This window comes from Gardnerella sp. DNF00109 (assembly GCF_049262845.1).
In the GTDB taxonomy this organism is placed as follows: Bacteria; Actinomycetota; Actinomycetes; order Actinomycetales; family Bifidobacteriaceae; genus Bifidobacterium; species Bifidobacterium vaginale.
Map to the genome: position 1 here is coordinate 257,285 of NZ_CP058406.1, position 19,252 is coordinate 276,536.

The window sequence follows — 19,252 nt, forward strand, 5'->3', positions numbered from 1 at the left end:
CTTTGGTACACATTGTTCTATAAGTATTTTCAATACGCAAATTAGTCTATAAAGTTTGCAGCACAGGATTATTGTCATTTTGATTTTATGAAAGTGCGGCAAATATGGTTTGTGTGGGCGGAAGATATCAGATTCTCGGAAAACTTGGAGCTGGAGGAACATCTACTGTTTATCTTGCGGTAGATAATGTTCTTCATAAGCAGTGGGCTATAAAAGAAACTGCTACTGATTTTGATGACGATAAAAAAGCCTTGATTTTGCAGTCTTTGCGCGCAGAAGTTGAGGTTTTAAATCATTGCAATCATCCTTCTATACCTAGAATTGTTGATTTTTTTGAGGAGAATGGCAGAGCATACGCTGTTCGCGACTATGTTGACGGATTTTCTTTAAAATCAATGATTTTACAAGAAGGTGTTATGAGTCCTGCCGAAGTGTGTAATTTAGGTATACGATTGTGTGGCTTATTGCAATATCTTCATTCACTTAATCCTTCTATTGTTTATTGTGATTTAAAACCATCTAACATTATGCTTGGTGCGGATTCAAAAGTTTATTTAATTGACTTTGGATCTGCATTAGAAATTAAAAATAAAGATGGTGTGTTGGTGCAACCAAGCAGATTTAAACAAGATGCGCGTTTTGCTACTCGTGGATTTGCTGCTCCAGAACTTTTTAAGCCTGAATCCAAAATAGGCGTTTTTACTGATGTGTATTCTCTTGGTGCTACATTGTGGTTTGCTCTTACGGGTAAATGTTTTTCTGATAATAAGACTATAGACTCAGAAAACTCAGAGCATTATGATGCTACAAAGCACTTTACTAACTTCGACTTAGCTGATGGTGGTTTTGCTAACGATCTTCAAGCTGTTTTAATGCGCGCCATGTTAGAAAATCCTTTGGAGCGTTATGCGGATTGTAAAGAATTTGCTCAGTCGTTAGAGGATTGCTTAGAAAATTATTTAGGAGACAATTTAGATTCTGGCGTAGAGGGTATAGAAAATATCAGGTCGCGTGTAAATCATTATAAGAATAATCGTCGTGATAAACGTAAGAGTAGTCGTAGGAGTATGCGTAAAAATACTCATAAAAAGAGTGGTAGGAATAGTTATCGAAATATTGTAATCAAAATTATTTGCTGCATAATGATGGTTGTTGTTGGCTGCTTTTTGATAGGAACATCATTGCATTCTTTAACATCAAATAGTCAAATAAGTAGTCGAAAAAATGATTATGTGCAACTGACTCGTAACAATGATGAAAAAAGAAACAAGAATGCTATAGAGAAAATAAGTGATGTTGAAAAATATAAAAACTATATGAGAACAGCGGCAAAATCAGTGGATTCTAAGCAGGTGATTCAAAATGTTAATCAAGCCATGCGATTGCAAATAAAACTTTTTAATGCAAATATTCAGCCGCTTTCCATTCAACCAATACTCAGACTTTTAGTGCATCAAATTGAAGATTTTCGGTGGACTCTTGATGAAAGAGAAGATTTTACAGCGTTGATTAATGAGTATAAAAACACGCTTAAAAAATCTGAAGATTGGTATGAACTGTGCTTATCTGTGGGTAAAGCATATTGGTATTATAGCGTTGAAAATGGGGAAGAAGTTAGTGATTCAAATAGAAAAACTCGCATAACAGCAGCATCTGAATGGTTTAAAGAAGCGTTAAAAGGTGTTAAATCAAGAGACTATGAGTTGGCATCAATGTATTATTCGATTGGAAGTGAGTATTTAGGCTTTGCATCTTATGCGGAAGGAAAATACAAGCCGCAAAATGTTGATTATATTACGAAATTGCATAATTTTATTGAAAATGCTAAGAAAAATCAGAACGAGATTGTAAAAATAGATGCGTGTGAACTTGTTTTTAATTCGCTAAAATCGTGGATTAGTTTATTTAAGTCTTATGCTGTTAGTCAAGATAGTATTGAAAATATTTTTGACGACGCGTTAGATTTAGCGCGATCTATAAAGTCGCAAAATAAAAACGTTGACAATAGAGTTAAACAGATAATGAGCCAAGCGGATCCGTTAATTGATTCAATTGAAAATATATTTGACAATGGCGATATTTGATGTTTAAGGATTCACTAGGTGCGGTGGAGATTCGAGATTTTTTGCAGCGGATGAAGCGAACCTCAGCATGAAATGGTGATTCGCTGAAGAAGCAAGAAAAATCGAGAATCTCGGTGATGAAAGATACGCAAAAGTTTTAGATATTCAGAAGGTTTGATGTATTTCTATACGAGCAATAAAAGAGGAGCGTAGCGACGGGACTTGCGAGGAGAGAAATACTCAAACTTCGCGCAACAGCAAACAAGGAATCGCGCAATAGTAAGTAAGAAAAGAAAAAGCCCACTGCGGTGGAATGAATGCAGTGGGCTTCGTGGAGCTAATGGTAATCGAAACCACGACCTCTTCGATGCGAACGAAGCGCTCTACCAACTGAGCTATAGCCCCATTGTTCTACAACAACTCTGCACACTGTACTACAAGGTGCGTAAAAGTACAATGCTAAACCGGTATGGAGTGTTGCAAAAAACGTTTAAATATCAATAATAATGCGCCTAATACTTATTTGTATTTTCATATAGTGCACACATTTAGTATGCATATGTGGAAGCTACATTGCTGTCATAAATCCGCCAAAAATCACCACAAGAATCGCTAAGACTTCAATAGTATAGAACATTATAAATGATGCCCAGCTGCGAGTCAGCACATTTAAGCGTGATGTTTTAGGCACTATTACAAGTAGTCCTACGAATAAAACAGCGTATACAGCAACGCCAAATCCTGCAGATATTATTCCAAGGTTTGCTGCATTAGCTAGTCCAGCTGCAGACCCATAAACGACGTATGTTGAGTACCAAAAGCTTAGTCTTAGCAAGCATAAGCCGCTTATAAATTGTTCAATCGTTAGAAAAATAACGAATAAAAATCTCCACAGCCATTTTTTAGACTCTATTAATGCCATTGCTAGTGTTGTAGCTGTTGCAACGGTTGTAACCCATGCTATAAACACAACGCCTTGTGGTGTTAAACCAGAATAATGTTGAACAACCCATGAAGTGTGTTGTACTGCTAATGTTCTACCTATCCAATATGGAATGACTATTGCTGCTAGAAGCACTGCAAAGTAGAGTATCCAGCGTTTAGGATTAGAGTGACGTTTGGAAATATCTGCTATCGATAGCTCAGATTCCAATTCGTTAGGTGATTCAAGTGTTTTATCTGCGTTAGCATCAGTGTTTGCTTTACGCTGATCCATCTTTTGCCACTCTCCTTTAAACGCGTTAAACACTTTAAAGCTAGATCAAATTTGTAATATCAAATTCTCAATGACTACATTACCAGCAAAATAAAATATACGCGAAAAACGCCTGATTGTCTGTAAAAAATCTCGAATCGTTAGCTTGTTAATCATCTTGTTAATCAGCATGTTTAATCGTTAGTCTGTGTTGCGTGTGCACGGTAAGTGCGCTAGCGTTCTTGGTTTTGTAGTCAAATATCGGTTTTAAGGAAACAAATTCAGGATTCAAATCATAATCTCATAATCTAAAGCGTGCAATATAATTGTTAATCCGCGCAAAATGCGTGCATAAAAAGTGCAACACGGCACTACAAAACAGGATTTTAGGTATTCTTATGGGATTTATTCATTTTATTCTTAATCTTCTTAAAGACCCGCGTTCAGCTATAGCTGGTTGGATTGCTATAGGTACAGCTCCTGCTTTGGGATTGATATTCTTAATCGTTTTTATTGAAACAGGCGTTGTGTTTTTCCCATTTTTGCCTGGAGATTCTTTGCTTTTTGCAGCAGGATTCTTTGCTGCTCCAGATTCGCAAACTGGTAAAAGTTCTCTTCCGCTTATGCTTTTGCTCGCGGTTGTGTGGATAGCACCTATTGTTGGCGACCAGTGCAATTATTTCATCGGACACTTTTTCGGCAGAAGAATTGTTGAATCTGGTAAAGTTAAGGCATTGACTCCAGAACGCGTTGCTAAAACAGAGAAGATGATTGATAAATGGGGTCCTCTTGCTGTGTTTTTAGGTAGGTTTTTCCCGTTTATACGAACTTTTATGCCTTTTATTTCGGGTATTTCTGGAATGCGTTGGACTCGTTTTACTCCTTTCTCGATTCTTGGTGGAGTGGTATGGTCGTCGCTTTTTACAATGCTCGGATATTTCTTCGGCAATATTCCTTTTGTTCAGAAGAATTTTGAGCTTGTTATAGTGGCGATTCTGCTGATTTCTCTTGTACCAACGTTTATTGGACTTTATAAAGCTCATGCTGCTAACAAAGCTAAGAAATGTTTGGAGAAGTAGGGTATTAGTAGAATTACGAGTATTCAATCGAATTAATCTTGTTAACACGTTGTTGTAGAATCAACACTTGGCGTGTAACGCCCGCGGATTGAGAGCGCTGCATCATAAGGTTGCAGCACCGCGCAGTGATATTAAGGAGGACGCCGTGGCATTGACGGCTGAAGATAAGAAGAGCATCATCAACGAATACGCGACACATGAGGGTGACACGGGTTCCCCAGAGGTCCAGGTTGCTTTGTTGAGCAAGCGTATTGCTGACCTTACTGATCACTTGAAGGAGCATAAGCATGATCACCACTCTCGTCGTGGTATGATGCTCATGATTGGTGATCGTCGTCGTCTTCTTGATTATTTGAAGCGTGTAGACATCAACCGTTATCGTTCTTTGATCGATCGACTCGGATTGCGTCGATAAGTCTTTTTTGCCCGGGCATAAGCTCGGGCTTTTATATTTTCATGATGAATATTTTCATTATGTATTTATCGGGTTTATCGGTTTTAGTGGGTTTGAAGTAGAATAGAAAAGCTTGAATTAAATCTATTAGTTTTAAACAGACTTATAGTGTCTAATTTGTAGAGTTATGGAAAAACTATAGAAAATATTGTAGAGACTTATATTTTTGGATTTTAGAATTTAGGATTCATAAGATTTATAACTGAAGATTTAGAAGCATAATTGAATATGGATGATTGAAGTAGCCGAAACAAAAAACACTACGAAAAGAAACATTGGCATATGCAAATTTGCAAATTCGCGTGGATGTTAGAGGTAAACAAATAACAAAAGCGAAGTTGTCAATGTTATTACGCATGTTGGTTGATTAGGTAAGTTAAGAAAAGGAGGAACCCGTGGAGGGTCCCGAAATTAAGGCTGTAGAAGCCGTTATTGATAATGGTTCATTTGGAAAGCGTACGCTACGCTTTGAAACTGGTCGCCTTGCTCAGCAAGCAGACGGTGCTGTTGCCGCATATTTGGATGATGATTCCATGATTTTGTCGACGACGACTGCAGGATCTAGCCCAAAGGAAAATTACGATTTCTTCCCATTAACTGTTGATGTGGAAGAAAAAATGTATGCTGCTGGAAAGATTCCAGGATCTTTCTTCCGTCGTGAAGGCCGTCCTTCTAACGAAGCAACATTAGCGTGCCGTATTATTGACCGCCCATTACGCCCATTGTTCCCACACACTTTGCGTAACGAAGTGCAAGTTGTGGAAACGATTTTGGCAATTAATCCAGATGATGCATACGATGTTATTGCTTTGAATGCTGCATCTGCATCTACTATGATTTCTGGATTGCCGTTTGAAGGCCCAGTTTCTGGTGTGCGTTTGGCTTTGATTGATGGTCAGTGGGTTGCTTTCCCACGTTGGAGTGAGCGCGAGCGTGCAGTATTTGAGATTGTTGTTGCTGGTCGTGTTATTGAAAATGGCGATGTTGCTATTGCAATGATCGAAGCTGGCGCTGGCAAGAACGCTTGGAATTTGATCTATAACGAGGGTCAAATCAAGCCAGATGAGGAAGTTGTAGCTGGTGGTTTGGAAGCTGCAAAGCCTTTTATTAAGGTTATTTGCGACGCTCAGAATGAGTTGAAGCGTATTGCAGCTAAAGAAACCAAGGAATTCCAGCTGTTCCCAGAATACACTGACGAACTTTATGCAAGAATCGATGAGATTGCTCATGCTGATTTGAACGAGGCTCTTTCTATTGCTGAAAAGCTCCCACGCCAAGATCGCATTGCTGAAATTAAGGAAGGCGTGCGTGCTGCAATCGCAGAAGAGTTTACTGATATGGACGATGAGGAGAAGGAAAAGGAGCTTGGTAACGCCTTCAAGGAGTTGCAGCGCCAGATTGTTCGTCGTCGTATTTTGACGGAAGATTACAGAATTGATGGTCGCGGTTTGCGCGATATTCGTACGCTTAGTGCAGAAGTTGATATTGTTCCTCGCGTTCACGGTTCTGCGCTATTCCAGCGTGGTGAAACCCAGATTTTGGGCGTAACTACTTTGAATATGCTTAAGATGGAGCAGCAAGTGGATGCGCTTTCTGGTCCGCAGACTAAGCGCTATATGCACAATTACGAAATGCCTCCATATTCCACTGGTGAAACTGGTCGCGTTGGATCTCCAAAGCGTCGCGAGATTGGTCATGGTGCTTTGGCGGAGAAGGCTTTGGTGCCAGTTTTGCCAAGTCGTGAAGAGTTCCCATACGCTATTCGTCAGGTGTCTGAAGCTATTGGTTCTAACGGTTCCACTTCTATGGGATCTGTTTGTGCTTCTACGCTTTCTTTGCTCGCCGCTGGTGTGCCTTTGAAGGCTCCAGTTGCTGGTATTGCTATGGGCTTGGTTTCGGGAGATGTTGATGGAAAGCATATCTTCAAGACTTTGACCGATATTCTCGGTGCAGAAGATGCTTTCGGAGATATGGACTTTAAGGTTGCTGGTACTTCCGAGTTCATCACTGCTTTGCAGCTTGACACTAAGCTTGATGGCATTCCAGCTGATATTTTGGCTGCCGCTTTGCAGCAGGCTCACGAAGCTCGTGCAACGATTCTTGAAGTTATCAACGAGTGCATTGATTGCCCAGCTGAGATGAGCCCATTTGCTCCACGCATTATCACAACTACGATTCCTGTAGATAAGATTGGTGAAGTAATCGGACCTAAGGGCAAGATGATTAACCAGATTCAAGAAGAAACTGGTGCCGAGATTGCCATTGAAGATGATGGTACTGTTTATATTTCTTCTGAAGGCGGCGAAGCTGCTCAGAAGGCGAAGGAAATCATCGACTCTATTGCAAATCCTCGTATTCCAAAAGCTGGTGAAACTTTTACTGGCAAGGTTGTTAAGACAACGAGCTTTGGTGCTTTCGTAAACTTGACTCCTGGAAGTGACGGATTGCTGCATATTTCTCAGATTCGTAACCTTGCTAATGGCGAGCGCATTGATACTGTTGAAGATGTGCTTAAGGAAGGCGATAACGTAGAAGTAATCGTACAAAGCGTGGATGAGCGCGGTAAGATTTCTTTGGCCATTCCAGGTTTTGAGAATCAGGAATCTTCTGCTCCAGCGCCTCGCGAAAACCGTGGTCGCGCTCCTCGCGAAGATCGTGATGATAGGGATGATCGCAGAAGCGATCGCCGACGCGCTCCACGTGACGATAGGGATGATAGGGGCGATAGGGATGAGCGCCCTCGCCGCCGTAATGTTCGTGATGATCATGATTCGCGTTATGACGATAGGAATGATCGAAACGATAGAAGCGATCGTTCTGACCGTTATGAGGATCGTTCTTCCAGAAGGGATGATCGCAGGGATAATCGTTACGATAACAACGATTTTGAAGATCGTCCTCGCCGACGCGCTCCACGTGAAGATCGTTATGATGATAGGGATGATCGCAGGGATAATCGCGATGATCGCCATGAAGATAGGTCTGCTCATCGCAATGCCGATCGTCGTGGAAACGACCGTAATCCACGTTACGCAGCTGATGACGATCACTATGATGAGTATCGCGCGTCTCGCGAAGAGCGTTCTGAGCGCCCTCGTCGTAGGATCCGTCGCGATTTTGACCCATTTGACGAGGATTAATCTTAAGTCAAATAGATGAACGCACAAAAGCGTAGTCGCATAAAATAAAAATAATTCTAAATGCCTTCAAGTAGCTTTTGCACTTGGGGGCATTTTAAAACGGCTTAAAATAAGGGAAATACTATTATGGATCGCATTTTAGGGTCATTTAAAACCACTTCTATTGGTTTTGGTGAAATGCCATTGACGATTGAAAACAATCTTGGACACGATATTGGTATCGAAACTATTCATGCAGCTCTTGATGCAGGCTGCACTCATATCGATACAGCATGGGCATACTATTGTTCTGGCGGCGAGGAACAAACTGGAGAAAAGCTTGTTCGCGAAGCTTTAGAAAGTTGGAATGGCGACAAGTCCTCTATTTTAGTTGCAACAAAAGTCGGACACTTCCGCAACTTTACTGACGGACGACCAACATGGGGTAAAGATGGTAAGCCAGAGCATTTGATTGCGCACGCTAAAGAGTCAGCAATGGCTCTTGGCGTAGATACGATTGATTTGCTTTACTTCCACAGGCCAGATCCAGAAGTTCCATACAATGAGTCGATTGAAGCAATGCAACAGCTGCTCGATGAAGGAGTTGCGCGCGAAATTGGCATTTCTAACGCATCTGTTGAGCAGATTGACATTGCGCGCGGAATTCTTGGAGAAAAGCTTGTGGCTGTGCAAAACCAGTATTCTCCAGTGCATTTAGAGAATGAAGACACGTTGCAATATTGCAAGCAGCTTGGAATTGCGTTTGTTTGCTGGAGTCCTCTTGGAGGGTTCCGTCACCCATATGACGAGCATCTTTTTGACCCATTCCGCAAAGTGGCAGATGCTCATAAAGTTAGCTATCAGCAGGTTGTTTTGGCTTGGGAGCTTGCTAAGGGAAATAACGTTTTTGTTATTCCAGGCGCTCATAGACCAGCTACAATATTGGATAGTCTAAAAGCTGCGGATTTGCAGTTAAGCGATGAAGAATTAGCTTATTTGGGCTAACTTTTACGGCAAATAACTTGTTACAGCAAATAAAACAAAACGAAAGCGAATAATATGCAGGAAACTAGCGTAGCAGGAATGCCACTTGCTCATGAAGACGAGCATGGGTTGCCAATTCCAGTGACAATTCCAGTGCCATTGGGATCGCACGCTCACGCCGTTTTTACAACACGATTAGGTGGCATTTCCGAAGGTGATTTTGCGTCGCTTAACCTAGGTGGCAAAGCTGGCGACGATGCTAAAGCTGTGTTTAGCAACCGTTGTGCTTTGCAAAATACTCTTAAAGCCGACTTGTGTCTTGTTAGCCAAGTGCATGGAAATAGCGTATTTGATGCAGATTCAATAGTTGATTCGTGGAACACTCAGTACGGTTTCGATGCAACAGGTTTTGCAGATTCAAAAGTGCGAATTGAGGCTGATGCGCAAGTTTCAACAGCATGCTCACTCGCTTTAGGAATGTTTGCTGCAGATTGCCTACCAGTTTTACTTGCCGATAGTGAATCTGGAGTAATAGCTGCAGCGCATTGCGGACGAAAAGGCTTAATGGCTGGAGTACTTGATTCTACTATTGAAGCAATGTGTGAAAAAGGAGCCGAACGCTCGAATATAACAGCCGTTCTTGGACCCTGCATTTGTGGCGATTGCTACGAAGTTGGCGAAGAAATAGCTAGCGACTTTGAACGCAGATATCCACAGACTGCAACGCAAACGCGTTTTGGTGGAGTGGGAATTGATATTGCTGAAGCTGCCCGCATTGATTTAGCGCTGGCAGGAGTTGCAAACGTTGTTGACGCTTTACCGCGAGTTACAGCTGCAACTCAATATTTGGCAGAAGACGAAGAATTGAGTACAGTTTGCGATGTTGATTGCGAAGGTGGAACGCTGAAAAGTCGCCTTCAGGCGTTGCAAAACCCAATGTGCACGTTGGAAAATCCACTCTGGTATTCTCATAGACGCGCAGGTCTTGCTGGAAAATCACATGAAGGACGATTGCTTGCGCTTATAGTCAAAGATAAGTAAAAAGCAAAGCTATTCGTAGAAAGCTATTGTTATGAAGCAAATTAACGTAGTTATTTCAGGATTTGGACCATATGTTGATCTTAGCGTAAACCCGTCTTACGAAGTGCCATTGGCTTTAGAACAATATTCAAGTCAGGAGCTTGATCTTCCAGAAGATGTTAGAGTAAATATCAAGTCTGTAATGCTGCCGATTAGCTTTGCAAACGCATGGCCTCAGCTTTTAGAAATGATTAATGCGCAAGATGCGGATATTGTAATAGCAACAGGGGTAAAACATACTGCTCGCGGAGTGCAATTAGAACGGTGCGCCACAAATATTATGGACGCAACTAAACCAGACGTAGATAACCACACTCCACAAAGTGTACAAATTGTTGAAAATGGACCATCTGCATATTGGACTAGGTTGCCATTGCGAATGATTCTGAACGATTTTGCTCACGATGCAATAGCGTCAACACTAAGCTCGGATGCAGGAACATACGTTTGCAACTCACTGTTTTATAGGCTATTAAATTGGGCGTCCAATAATTCTAAAAAGCAGATAATCGCAGGATTTGTAAGTTTTCCTCCAGTAGTTGCAACTCATGACGCTAGGCATGGGCTGCCGTTAGATTCGCAAATAAAAGCTGGTCAAAACATAATTCGTGAAGCCGTAAAATACTATATGAAACCTTCATCTTTAAGCATATTGCTCGAGTAGTTCGCTCGACACGCCCGAGTGTTTTTGCGTCTAAAGTGATAGCGTTATTGCTGATGGAGTGTGCACGATAAGTTAGTGAATCGTGCGGGGGTTTGTGAAAGGAAAAACTATGGTGCCAGATCGTTTCCCAACTGCTTTGCGCGGATACGACAAAGATAAAGTCAACGAAGCCTTTTCTAACTACGAGCGCACAATATCGCGTCTGCGTGAACAAGTGCGATCTAGTGACGAATCTATTCTTCAATTGCAAGCACAATTGCAAGAAGAAAAAAATAATGTTAAACGTGCAAAAAGCGGGAATACTTTTGCATCTTTGGGCGCAAATGCGCAACAATTACTTGCGTCGGCAGAACAGACGAGTTCGCAGCTAATTGAACGCGCAAAGCAAGACGCTGCGTCGATTAAAAAAACTGCTCAGGCGCAGGCGGGAACCTTGCTAAACAATGCAAAATTAGACGCAGAGCATTTGCTGCAAGAGGCTCAAACAAAAGCGGATACGCTGCTTTCTACAGCAAGCAACAAGGCAAGCCAGATGACGAGTGCGGCAAAAGAAGACTCGCAGCGTTTGCGTGAAACAACAAACAAAGATGTTACTGCACAAAGAGATGCTGCAACGCTGGAAATAAACAACGCTAGAGAAGAACACACGAAGCGAATGGCATCCGAAAAATCCGAGCAGGAGCGTGCAATTGCACAGCTAAAAGCGGATGCAGCGCAGAAAATCGCGGAACAGAGGTCTGCGGCAAACGCGGAAATTGCTCATGCTAAAGCAGAGACAAATGATCAGATTGAGTCGGCTTTGGCAGAAGCAAACAAGAAACTTGCAGACATGCAGGAGCGAGCAACAAAGATGATGGCGGATGCGCAGCGCAAGGCTGGAGAAATTACAGATGCTGCTGCTGCGAAAGCCCAGGAGATTGCAGACGAAGCGCAAGTTGAGCGCACGCGCACGCTAAGCCAGGTTAGTGCAGAAGTTGAGCAAATTAGAAACGATATTGCAGCTCAGCAAGAAGAAGCAACAAAAAAGGTGAACGAACTTATATCTGGATTGAAAGAGCGAGAACACGCTGCTCAAGAAGAGGCTGATGCGCTTGTTGCTAGGGCAAAAACTATTCATCAGGATGCGGATAATTATGCTGCACAGGCGCATAAGGATGCGGATGCTCAGGCTGCACAAATCGTTCGTAAAGCTATGCAAGATGCTACGGCTCAAGTGGAAGAGCGTAGGGCAGCAGCTCAGCAGGAGCTGGATGGTATGACGGCGCGCCTAACACAGCTGCAGCATAGGGAAGCGCAAATTACGCAACGTGTTACCGAGCTTAGGTCTTTGTTTGCAAACGCTTTTTCTGGATTTGATTTTGGTGATGCTGTTTCTGGACAGGGGCATTCTGGCGATTCTGCAGATGCGGATGCTTCGGATAATAGCGATGCTGATGCTCAAAAACAGGCGAGGAAAGACGCACAAGCCCAAGTTGAAGAAGCTATCGCTCAGGAATCCTGAGTGGCGAGTTGTGAGTAGCGAATTGTGCTGTGTGGTGGATTTATAGAAAACTCATAAAGAAAAGTAGTAAATAGATTCCACGGAAAAGTCACAAGCATCCGAAGATTTGCGTAAAAAGCTAAAATAAACTATAAAAAATAAAGATAAAATAAGGAAAAACAAGAAAGGTTAGACAGTGACTGAGATCTCTGAATTAAGTGCCGAGGCTTTGCAAGGTTTGCGTGACGATTTTGACGCAAATCCATTGAATCGTTTAGCAATGAACGGTGTTACTGCCGCTGGAATCGACAAGGTAGCGCGCAACTATGACCGCGCGCGTTTATTGCAGCGCCGATTCTCAACGGTTGTGGATAATGGTGACGCAAGGCATCAGGATCATTCTGGTCGCTGCTGGCTATTTAGCTCTTTGAACGTTGCGCGATTTGTGGCTAAAAAAACGCTTAAAGTTAAGGATTTTGAGTTTTCGCAAAATTACGCAATGTATTTCGATAAACTTGAGCGAATCAACTATTTCTTAAAGGATGTTGCTGCTCTTGTTCGCTCTGGGGAACCAGCTGATTCTAGACTAGTACAGCATTTGTTGCACGACGTTATGGGTGACGGCGGTCAGTGGACAATGGCTATGAACGTCTATAAGAAGTATGGTGCCGTGCCTAAAGACTTGTATCCAGAAACGGAGTCGTCTAAAGATACGGACGCTATGAACACTCAGCTTCGCCGTTTGTTGCGAACGGCTGTTGCACACATGTACGCTAATGCTGCAGATATTGACGACATAATTGCGGAAACTACTGCTGCAGGTCATAGGATTCTTACAATCCACTTGGGTGAGCCGCCAAAGAGCTTCGACTGGGAATGGACGGATGAGGACGGAAAGTTCCATCGCGATGGCGAGATTACGCCAGTTGAGTTTTGGAAGAAGTATGTTACGGCTGGGCTGGAAGATTACGTTTGCTTAGTAGACGATCCGCGTGCGGAGCATCCAAAGGGCAAGAAGATTGCGATTGAGCACTTGGGTAACGTTGCTGGTGGAGACGCTACGGAATATTTGAACGTACCAAATCAGTTTATGAAGGATTGTGTGCGTAAGATCCTCGTTGAGCAGGGCATTCCAGTTTGGTTTGGTGCGGATTGCCATCCTATGATGGATCGTGTAAACGGTGCTTGGGCTACGGATTTGTTTGAGTATGATCGCGTTTATGGCGTTGATTTTGATTTAAACAAGGAGCAGCGTGTGCGTTTTGCTGATTCGGCGATGAACCATGCGATGGCGTTTGCTGGAGTTGATGTTGCGGAAGATGGCACGACTACTCGCCGCTGGCGAGTTGAGAACTCTTGGGGCGCGGATATTGCCGACAAGGGTTACTTTACTATGAGTGACGATTGGTTTACTGAGTACGTGTATGAGGTTGCTGTGCCTAAGGCGCTTTTGCCAGAGGAGTATCGTAAGGCGCTTGAAGAGCCAGCAATTGTTTTACCGGCGTGGGACCCAATGGGCGCTTTGGCTTAACGCGAAGCTGCATAATGCGCTTCGCGTTACTCCAAAGCGCCCGAGCTGCTTAGGGCAGAAGCATTGCTTCTGCTGCAGCGAGGACATTCGCGCGCTTAGACCGCGCGAATGTTGTAGCTTAGGTTAATTTCACTAGGAAATTAGCCTACTCGAGTGCGCCCGAGCTTGCTCGAAGTTGCTAGGTTAGTGCGTTTATTGTTCAAAGATTGCAGAATCGTCAGTTGGATATCCGTTTGAATACGCGCTTATTATGTGTGAAACTACGATATCTGCAAGTACACCTATAAAATCTTGATTTTCGATACTTACAATCGCATCATTATTTATTTTTCCGTCTTTGTTTATGGGGAAAATCGTTTGATTTAACGCGGCTAGTTCTTCTCTTGCACAATCCATATAGGCTATTGCAACAATAGGTAGTTCTTTTCCTGTGGCGTTGTCTTTAGCGATTACTGATTCCAGGTTTTGCTTAGGTATCTCATAGACTTTTTGACGCAAGTCACTTCCGTTTGAAGCAAAGTGCATAAGTGTGTTTGAAATTGTAGCCGTCATGTCGCTTTGTCGAAGTGAAACGTTTTTTGCATCTCTAGCAGCTAGTGTTTGCAATAGAAATGCGAGTTTGTCTTGTGCTACAGCTGCTTTTGCTAGCGGATCATGATTCCAGTATAGGTTTTTGTTATTGTCTGCAAAGTCTTGGATTTTTTTGTAAGAGTTTAATTCTAGTTGCTCAGCTAGCTTAATTGTTTCAGCATTTCCAGTTTGATTTAAATTGGCTAATTTCCAAATGTTTTGGGCACTGAACACAACGCCTTGAGCGAATCTACTGTTACATTGAACTGCGACTTTTTTCCATGTGTCAGAAGCATTCTTTAAGTCTTTAGATGTTAAGTTATTTATTTTTTTATCCACTTTTTCTTGGCTTGATTTTGCTTTTTGCATAATTTTGTAGCAAGGTTCGTGGTTTTGCAAAGAATGCAGATTGTTGTTTTTTAATTCTTTTGTATTAGAACATGCACTGAAAAGCATCGTTATTGCCATTAATGCTGCAACTATTAAAAGATGATTTTGCGTATGCTTTTGATTGCGCTTTTGATTGTGTTTTGTGCGCTCTAATAGGCTTCTTAACAAAACAAACTGTGTCTGCATAATCTACTAAAATAGTCCGTGACTGTGACCAATGTTTGCTTGTTTTGCGTTTGGCATTGTATGCTTAACATTTTCAATTGCAGTCATAAGATTTTGTGCTTTACAACCGTTGTTAGATTTAGATTTTAACGCGTTTGTTGTGTGCTAATCGCGATAAAAAATAAGTTAATTTTATAAGTGAATTTATAAATGAATTTTCAACAGGAGGACATGCACGATGGAATTGGATTTGGCGGGAATGCATCAGCTTGCGGCGCAGCAGGGGATTAATGCCGAGGAGCTGGACGAGGCACTCGCCGAGGCCTTGCGTCTTGCATACATGAAGACTTCTCACCCAGCTAGGCATGCTCGCGTTGAATTAGATGAGCGTGCTGGCAGCTTTACAGTGTGGGCAAAAGACGAGATTCCTGGAGTTCCTACGGAAGATAATCCTCATCCAGCACCAACTCTTGGCGAAGAATACGATGATACACCTCGTGATTTTGGACGTCTTGCTGCTGCTACGGCACGTCAGGTTATTACTCAACTTTTCCGTAAAGTAGAAGATGACCGTGTATTTGGTGCTTTTTCTGGACAAAAAGGAAAGTTGATTAACGGCGTTGTGCAGCAGGATTCTAAAGATCCTTCTAATATTCATGTTGCTGTTGGAGATGTTGAGGCGATTTTACCGCGTCGTGAGCAGGTTCCAGGCGAAAGATATCGTCATGGTGAGCGTATTCGTGTTTACGTTGTGAACGTTGCTCGTGGTTTGCGTGGTCCAGAAATCGTTGTTTCTAGGTCTCATCCTGATCTTGTTCGTAGACTTTTTGAGCGCGAGGTTCCAGAACTTGTTTCTGGAGCAGTTTCGATTATGGCTATTGCTCGCGAAGCTGGCGCTCGCACTAAGATTGCTGTTCGTGCCAACACGGAAGGTGTTAATCCAAAGGGTGCTTTGATCGGTCCTGGTGGTTCTCGTGTTCGTGCTGTTATGGAGAATCTTGGTCCAGAAAAAATAGATATTGTTGATTGGTCGGAAGATCCAGCGAAGTTTGTTGCCGCTGCTCTTTCTCCAGCAACAGCAACACAGGTTCATGTTGTTAGTGAAAAGAGCCAGACGGCTGTAGCGTTTATTCATGATTCTCAGCTTTCTCTTGCTATCGGTAAGGAAGGTCAAAACGCAAGGCTTGCAGCAAAACTTACTGGTTGGAAGATTGGTATTGAGTCTGCGGAAGAACATGCTAAGAAGCAGGAAGAAATGAATGCTGATTCTAAGGTTTCAGCAGAGTAACATCCCGTGGATTAGCATTAGCGACACTCCCGAGAATCCAACGTTTCGAGTATGCTGAAAGCTGCAATTTGGGCTTATGCGCAGCTTTCTGCCTAGTGGGAACGAGGTACGGAAAATCATGGTTGAAATCATGGTCGCACGATGAGATATCGCATTGTGAGGTATCTCACTAAAGAGCATAAGAATAAGAATCTTATAAAAATATAAAGTGGCTGCGTTCGTTTTGCGCTGCCACAGACTGAGGAGAACACTGAGTGGTAAAAAAGCGCGTATACGAACTAGCTAAAGAGTTTGGTGTAGACAGCAAAACCGTGTTGGAGCGGTTGAAGAGCATGGGCGAATTTGTTAAGTCCGCGTCTTCAACAGTAGAGGCTCCTGTTGCACGTAGATTAAAAACAGAGTTTGCGTCCGCTGGATCATCTTCTGGATCGTCTGCTGCAAAGAATGATGCGAAACCTGCTGCAAATAAGAATGCTGATAATTCTTCGAATAAGACTAATCATTCTTCTAATAAATCGGAGTCGTTGGCTCAGAATAATGCTGAAAAACGAAATTTGGATAAGTCTTCAGAAAAAGCTTCGGAAAAACAGCATTCTTCGCAAAAGTCACATGATAATCATGATAATAGTGACAATAAAGAAAATCATTCATCTTCCACTCCAAATGGTGTAATTCCTAAGCCTTCTGCTGGTCACGTAAAGCCACATGCTATCGCTAACGCTGATTCTAAGCGTGGAGGCGATAAGCGTGGCGAAAATCGTAACGATGCACGAGGCGATAAGCGCGGGGAAAATCGTTCTTCTAAGTCAGATCGTTCTTCTCAGATGCCTCCACGCCCTCGTCCGCATCAGGGTGCTGGCTCTGGTTCTGCTCCTCGTCCAGGTAATAATCCGTTCAGCCGAAAGCAAGGTATGCGCGCTCCTACACCTGGTGATATTCCTCGTCCTCACCCAATGTCACGTCCAGGCGCTGCTGCAGAAAATTCTCGTGGAGCAAAGCCTGGTCAGGGCGGCGGTAATGGCAACGGCGGTGGTCGCGGTCGCGGTGGTCGCGGAGGCGCTCATCAGGGCGGCGGTAATGGTTCGAACCGCTCTTCGCAGTGGTCTGGTTCACATCGTCAGGGTGGCGGTAGTGGCGCAAGCTCTCGTCCGTCTGCAGAATCGCGCTTTAATGCAAATCAGGCTGCAAGCTTCCAAGCTGCGGCTGCAGGCGCTCCAAATGCTGGTCCATCTCGTGGCAGTGGTCGCGGTCGCGCAGGTGCTGCAGGCGCATTTGGTCGTCAGGGTGGAAAGTCCTCTAAGGCTCGCAAGAATCGTCTTGCAAAGCGCAGAGAATACGAAGAGCTTAAAGCACCAGTGATTGGCGGCGTGCGTATTCCTTCTGGAAATGGCGCTACGATTCGACTTCGTCAAGGCGCAACGCTTTCTGATTTGGCAGAAAAGATTGATGTAAATCCAGCTGCTTTGGTAACTGTTTTGTTCCATCTTGGAGAAATGGCTACAGCTACTCAGTCGTTGGATGAAACAACATTCCAGATTCTTGGCGAAGAAATCGGTTGGAATATTAATCTCGTTTCTGCAGAAGAAGAAGATAAAGAGCTTCTTCAACAGTTCGACATTGATTTGGATGAAGAGGAACTTCAAGAAGACGATAATCTTGTAACTCGTCCTCCAGTTGTTACTGTTATGGGTCACGTTGACCATGGTAAAACTCGTTTGCTTGATACTATTCGTAAGTCGAATGTTGTAGCTCGAGAAGCTGGTGGAATTACTCAGCGTATTGGCGCTTATCAGGTTACGGTTACTTTAGATGGAGACAAGCGCAAGATTACGTTCTTGGATACCCCAGGCCACGAAGCGTTTACTGCTATGCGTGCTCGTGGTGCAGAGCTTACAGACGTTGCAATTCTTGTTGTTGCAGCAGACGACGGCGTTATGCCTCAAACTGTTGAGGCAATCAACCACGCTCAGGCTGCTCACGTGCCTATTGTTGTTGCTGTAAACAAGATTGATGTTGCTGGAGCAAACCCAGATAAGGTGCGCGGTCAGCTTACAGAGTACGGTCTTGTGCCAGAAGAATACGGCGGCGACACCATGTTTGTGGATATTTCCGCAAAGCAGGGAACTAACGTAGATAAGCTTCTTGAGGCTGTTCTTTTGACAACTGACGCTGAGCTTGATCCTAAGGCAAATCCAAACATGGATGCTCGTGGTGCAACCGTTGAAGCTCGACTTGATAAGGGTCGTGGCGCTGTTGCTACTGTTCTTGTTCAGCAAGGCACTCTTAAAGTCGGAGATTCTATTGTTGCAGGTACGTCTTATGGTCGTGTTCGCGCAATGCTCGACGAAAATGGCAACCACTTGCAAGAGGCAGGTCCTTCTACGCCAGTTCAGGTGCTTGGTTTGACTTCTGTTCCAACTGCAGGAGACTTGTTCTTAGTCACATCCGACGATCGTTCCGCTCGTCAGATTGCCGAAAAGCGCCAAGCTACAGAGCGTGCAGCTCAGCTTGCTAAGCGTCGCAAGGTTGTGTCTCTTGAAAGCCTTAAGGAACAGTTCGCTAAGTCCGAAGTGGATATGCTCAACATTGTTATTAAGGGCGATTCTTCTGGTTCTGTTGAGGCTTTGGAAGATTCCTTGATGAAGATTGAGGTTTCCGACGAAGTTGGAATTCAGGTTATTCACCGCGGTGTTGGTGCAATTACTCAGAATGATGTGAACTTGGCAACAGTTGATAAGGCTGTGATTATTGGCTTCAACGTGCGTCCAAACCGTCAGGTTGCCGATTTGGCAGACCGCGAGGGCGTGGAAGTCAAGTACTACTCGGTTATTTACAAGGCTATCGAAGATATTGAAGCTGCTTTGAAGGGTATGCTTAAGCCAGAGTTTGAAGAGGTTGTTACTTCTCACTCTGAGATTCGTGAAATCTTCCGTTCTTCCAAGTTTGGCAATATTGCTGGTGTTATGGTTCAAGACGGCGAAGTTAAGCGCGGTACAAAGTGCCGTATTTTGCGTAACGGTGTTGCTACTGTTAACGATCTTGAAATCTCCAGCTTGCGTAGATTCAAGGATGATGTTCAATCCGTTAGCGAAGGCTACGAGGCAGGCATTAACCTTGGCAGCTTTAACGACATTGAGCTTGGCGATATAATCGAAACCTTTGAAATGAAGCAGATTGAGCGCAAGTAATT

13 protein-coding genes and 1 tRNA gene are annotated in these 19,252 nt (G+C 43.4%); 11 read left to right on the forward strand and 3 right to left on the reverse strand.

Annotation, left to right across the window (positions count from 1 at the left end):
* The first annotated feature begins 104 nt into the window (after nucleotides 1–104).
* Nucleotides 105–2,084: a serine/threonine protein kinase gene (locus HXT20_RS00945; RefSeq protein WP_422114387.1), complete on the forward strand. Its 1,980-nt coding sequence runs from the start codon at nucleotides 105–107 to the stop codon at nucleotides 2,082–2,084.
* 311 nt (nucleotides 2,085–2,395) lie between these two features.
* Here the strand turns inward: HXT20_RS00945 and HXT20_RS00950 are convergent.
* A tRNA-Ala gene (locus HXT20_RS00950) sits at nucleotides 2,396–2,468 on the reverse strand.
* A gap of 163 nt (nucleotides 2,469–2,631) precedes the next feature.
* Entirely contained in the window at nucleotides 2,632–3,279 is a 648-nt protein-coding gene (locus HXT20_RS00955; RefSeq protein WP_174143075.1) for a teichoic acid transporter, read from the reverse strand.
* Between the two features lie 377 nt (nucleotides 3,280–3,656).
* On the opposite strand from HXT20_RS00955, the gene HXT20_RS00960 reads away from it, so the two are divergent.
* The 8 genes from HXT20_RS00960 (at nucleotide 3,657) to HXT20_RS00995 (ending at nucleotide 13,649) form a co-directional block, all read left to right on the forward strand.
* Nucleotides 3,657–4,337: a DedA family protein gene (locus tag HXT20_RS00960; RefSeq protein WP_009994439.1), complete on the forward strand. Its 681-nt coding sequence runs from the start codon at nucleotides 3,657–3,659 to the stop codon at nucleotides 4,335–4,337.
* Nucleotides 4,338–4,482: 145 nt separating this feature from the next.
* Nucleotides 4,483–4,752: a 30S ribosomal protein S15 gene (gene rpsO / locus HXT20_RS00965; RefSeq protein WP_004111957.1), complete on the forward strand. Its 270-nt coding sequence runs from the start codon at nucleotides 4,483–4,485 to the stop codon at nucleotides 4,750–4,752.
* Nucleotides 4,753–5,186: 434 nt separating this feature from the next.
* Nucleotides 5,187–7,931, forward strand: coding sequence for a polyribonucleotide nucleotidyltransferase (locus HXT20_RS00970; protein WP_004118352.1), 2,745 nt, complete (start codon nucleotides 5,187–5,189; stop codon nucleotides 7,929–7,931).
* Nucleotides 7,932–8,057: 126 nt separating this feature from the next.
* Nucleotides 8,058–8,915, forward strand: a complete 858-nt coding sequence (locus tag HXT20_RS00975) for an aldo/keto reductase (RefSeq protein WP_102720910.1) — start codon at nucleotides 8,058–8,060, stop codon at nucleotides 8,913–8,915.
* Nucleotides 8,916–8,969: 54 nt separating this feature from the next.
* Nucleotides 8,970–9,935, forward strand: a complete 966-nt coding sequence (locus HXT20_RS00980) for a polyphenol oxidase family protein (RefSeq protein WP_004115943.1) — start codon at nucleotides 8,970–8,972, stop codon at nucleotides 9,933–9,935.
* Nucleotides 9,936–9,966: 31 nt separating this feature from the next.
* A complete protein-coding gene (locus tag HXT20_RS00985; RefSeq protein ID WP_004121367.1) occupies nucleotides 9,967–10,638 on the forward strand; it encodes a pyroglutamyl-peptidase I in 672 nt (223 codons plus the stop codon).
* A gap of 109 nt (nucleotides 10,639–10,747) precedes the next feature.
* Nucleotides 10,748–12,139: a cell division protein gene (locus tag HXT20_RS00990; protein ID WP_004111967.1), complete on the forward strand. Its 1,392-nt coding sequence runs from the start codon at nucleotides 10,748–10,750 to the stop codon at nucleotides 12,137–12,139.
* 175 nt (nucleotides 12,140–12,314) lie between these two features.
* On the forward strand, nucleotides 12,315–13,649 hold the full coding sequence (locus HXT20_RS00995; protein WP_004118354.1) for a C1 family peptidase: 1,335 nt from the start codon (nucleotides 12,315–12,317) through the stop codon (nucleotides 13,647–13,649).
* Between the two features lie 192 nt (nucleotides 13,650–13,841).
* Here HXT20_RS00995 and HXT20_RS01000 read toward each other — a convergent pair whose 3' ends face one another.
* Entirely contained in the window at nucleotides 13,842–14,795 is a 954-nt protein-coding gene (locus HXT20_RS01000) for a hypothetical protein (RefSeq protein WP_422114388.1), read from the reverse strand.
* Nucleotides 14,796–15,012: 217 nt separating this feature from the next.
* Here HXT20_RS01000 and nusA point away from each other — a divergent pair, with 217 nt between their 5' ends.
* Together nusA and infB are read left to right on the forward strand one after the other, a co-directional pair.
* Entirely contained in the window at nucleotides 15,013–16,062 is a 1,050-nt protein-coding gene (nusA, locus tag HXT20_RS01005; RefSeq protein ID WP_004111973.1) for a transcription termination factor NusA, read from the forward strand.
* 254 nt (nucleotides 16,063–16,316) lie between these two features.
* Nucleotides 16,317–19,250, forward strand: a complete 2,934-nt coding sequence (gene infB, locus HXT20_RS01010; protein ID WP_422114389.1) for a translation initiation factor IF-2 — start codon at nucleotides 16,317–16,319, stop codon at nucleotides 19,248–19,250.
* Nucleotides 19,251–19,252 lie beyond the last annotated feature (2 nt).